Source organism: Microcoleus sp. Pol11C2 (genome assembly GCF_036701505.1).
GTDB lineage: Bacteria > Cyanobacteriota > Cyanobacteriia > Cyanobacteriales > Microcoleaceae > Microcoleus.
Genome location: NZ_JAUBQX010000113.1, coordinates 1 through 2,361 on the forward strand (window position 1 = coordinate 1; position 2,361 = coordinate 2,361).

General features: G+C 46.4%; 2 protein-coding genes. Both read right to left on the bottom strand.

Going from position 1 to position 2,361, the window contains the following annotated elements:
- Positions 1–184: 184 nt before the first annotated feature.
- Positions 185–568 carry a hypothetical protein gene (locus QUA42_RS27475; protein ID WP_333141832.1) on the bottom strand — a complete coding sequence of 128 codons (384 nt, stop codon included), beginning with the start codon at positions 566–568 and terminating at the stop codon, positions 185–187.
- A 166-nt stretch (positions 569–734) separates the two neighbouring features.
- A complete protein-coding gene (locus QUA42_RS27480; protein WP_333141834.1) occupies positions 735–1,625 on the bottom strand; it encodes an ABC transporter permease in 891 nt (296 codons plus the stop codon).
- Positions 1,626–2,361: the final 736 nt, after the last annotated feature.

Here is a 2,361-nt window from a genome sequence, read left to right on the forward strand (position 1 = left end):
GCTGCCTATCTTTTTTTACCACAAGTTGGCTCAATCCTTACTAACTATGGGTTTGGGGCGGGTCGTCACCCCCCCAGGGTTTTTAGATAAGATTCGGATCTGGAAATCGCTAGACAAACGAAGTCCGCCTAAGCGCTGGCTTCGCTCACGCGGACTGAGAAATGAGCAAACAGCAGTTGTAAATTTAAGGGACGGGGGTGGTAATTTCTGCTGGTGCGATCGCCCCTTCTGAAGGTACAGCTTGCTTTTCCAGTAGTAGGCGCTGTTTGTTGCGAAATTCTGCGGCCGCATCGTTCAAATTTTGGCGCTGTTCGGTATTAAATTCTTCCATGCTGCGGCCGCCTCCCAAATTGGATCTGTGAATTAAATCAAATATTCCGCTGCCGCTGCTGCGGCCGGAAAATGGGTCGGTATTGTCTTGAGTTTGAAAGTCTTGCAGCGGTTGGGCATTATTTAAACCGCTTGCTTGAGCGAAGCTTGCTTGAGGGGAGAACAGAGCACAGGATGCGATCGCGCTTGCAGCAATCCCAATCATCAATTTGCCCGATTTGGAAGTTTTGGTGTTCATAATTTATTAGTTGAACGTTCAAAAAAACAATTCTATCTAAACAATATTCTGACTTGCGAATAAATATTATATTACTTCGCTGGGGCTAAGGACACGGCATTGCCGTGTCCCTACAATTGACGGCCTATCTGCGCGCGCGATCGCCCGCAGATAGGCCGCGATCGCCCTAAGCAAACCTGCGTCTCAGCAGCGGTTGAATGCTCAGCAGCGCCACCAAATCAAAGGCTAGCAATACTAACAGCGCTCCTCCAAAGGTAACATTACCCCAAGGAGCTTGCATCACCACACTTGCTAGGGACCAATCGCTGTGCAGGTAAAGGTAGCGGATGGGTTCGATCGCGTAACTCAGAGGATTGAGAGTCACCACAACTTGCAGCCACTCTGGCATAAATGACAGCGGCGCGAGGGCTGTGCTGGCAAATAACAGCGGCAGGTTAGTAACAAAAATTACCGCTATTAATTCTACGTGACCGGGAAGAGCGAAGGCTAAACCCAGACTCAAGCCGGTGACGCCCAAAACTAGCAGCAGCACGATCAGGGCGATCGCCCCCAGTCCGGCAATTCCGGGGAATCCCGCGCCCAAAAATGCGCCCGCTGTAACGATTGTGCCGGTTTGGATAAAGCTGAGGGTGACGATAAAAATAGCCGAAGCGAGGACTATCGAAAATCTGGAAGCCAACGGCGCGACTAACAACCGGTTGAGAAATCCGAACTCGCGATCGAACATAATCGGCAAACCGGCATTCAGCGCCCCGGCAAATGCTGTAAAAACGATTACACCCGCGCCGAGAAATTGTCCGTAATTCTGGCTTTGGCCGAACAAGCCGGAGGGAGCATTTTCAAACAGAGCTCCGAACAAAACCAACCACATCAGCGGCTGAATAATGCCTGCAACTAGCGTCGAGGGGCGGCGCTGCAATTGAATAAACAGGCGCTTGGTTAAGGCGAGTGTTTCTTGGATGAAGTCGCCCAGTAGGGAACTGGAAGTGTCAGCGGATGCCGTGGAGAGTGGCCGCTGCTGGTTGAGGTTGTTGGGGGATGTAACAGTACCGCTCATAATTGCTTGTTGGTGATTTTGACTGTTGTGATTATGTTTACAGGAAATATGTTGAAAGCGATTTTGGCAGGATGCTTTGATTATAGGCTATTTGGAGTTGAGAGGGCGGGTAGCTGCTGCTATTGCTGTTCATCGAGTAGCTGGAATGAAAGGAGAAAATTGTAGTAAAATAGGTAAACGCTACATATTAATTTAGTTTCGGAACTCTTAACAAGAGTTGAGGATAAATTGATGTCATCAAGGGCGATCGCTACTTTGGTCAAAATCATGGAATCTTTGCCGGAAACTGTGAAAAATATAATTTTTCAACACCTGCAATAATTCCTTGGCAAATTTAATATTACTTACTGTTTATTTGCATCCCGACAGTAAGTTATAAATTCCGGTTGAGATTGAAAGTCAACTGAAGCCCGGGGATAGATATACAGTTACTGTTACAGCAGATAGCACTGTTTTTCAGAAACTAAAAGCAGGTTTTGATTGGGAGGAGTTGCGGCGACTTAGAAACTCATTAGCACCCGATCCCAATCCGATGACAATCGATGAAATTTGTGAACTTGTCCGGGAAGTTCGTTGTGAAAAAAACTCTGAAAGAAAGTCACAACTATGAAAATCGATAATAATTGAAAAATAAACTCTTATGCCATTTGGGCAGTATGTTATATAGCAATCCTAAATCATTATCATGAGTACGGTACAATTATATGCAATACTTGATTATGACAAAAAAAATGAA

Bases quoted from the DNA above. Each gene is read 5' to 3' on its own strand.
- QUA42_RS27475 (WP_333141832.1), bottom strand. From the start codon at position 568: ATGAACACCAAAACTTCCAAATCGGGCAAATTGATGATTGGGATTGCT.
- QUA42_RS27480 (WP_333141834.1), bottom strand. From the start codon at position 1,625: ATGAGCGGTACTGTTACATCCCCCAACAACCTCAACCAGCAGCGGCCA.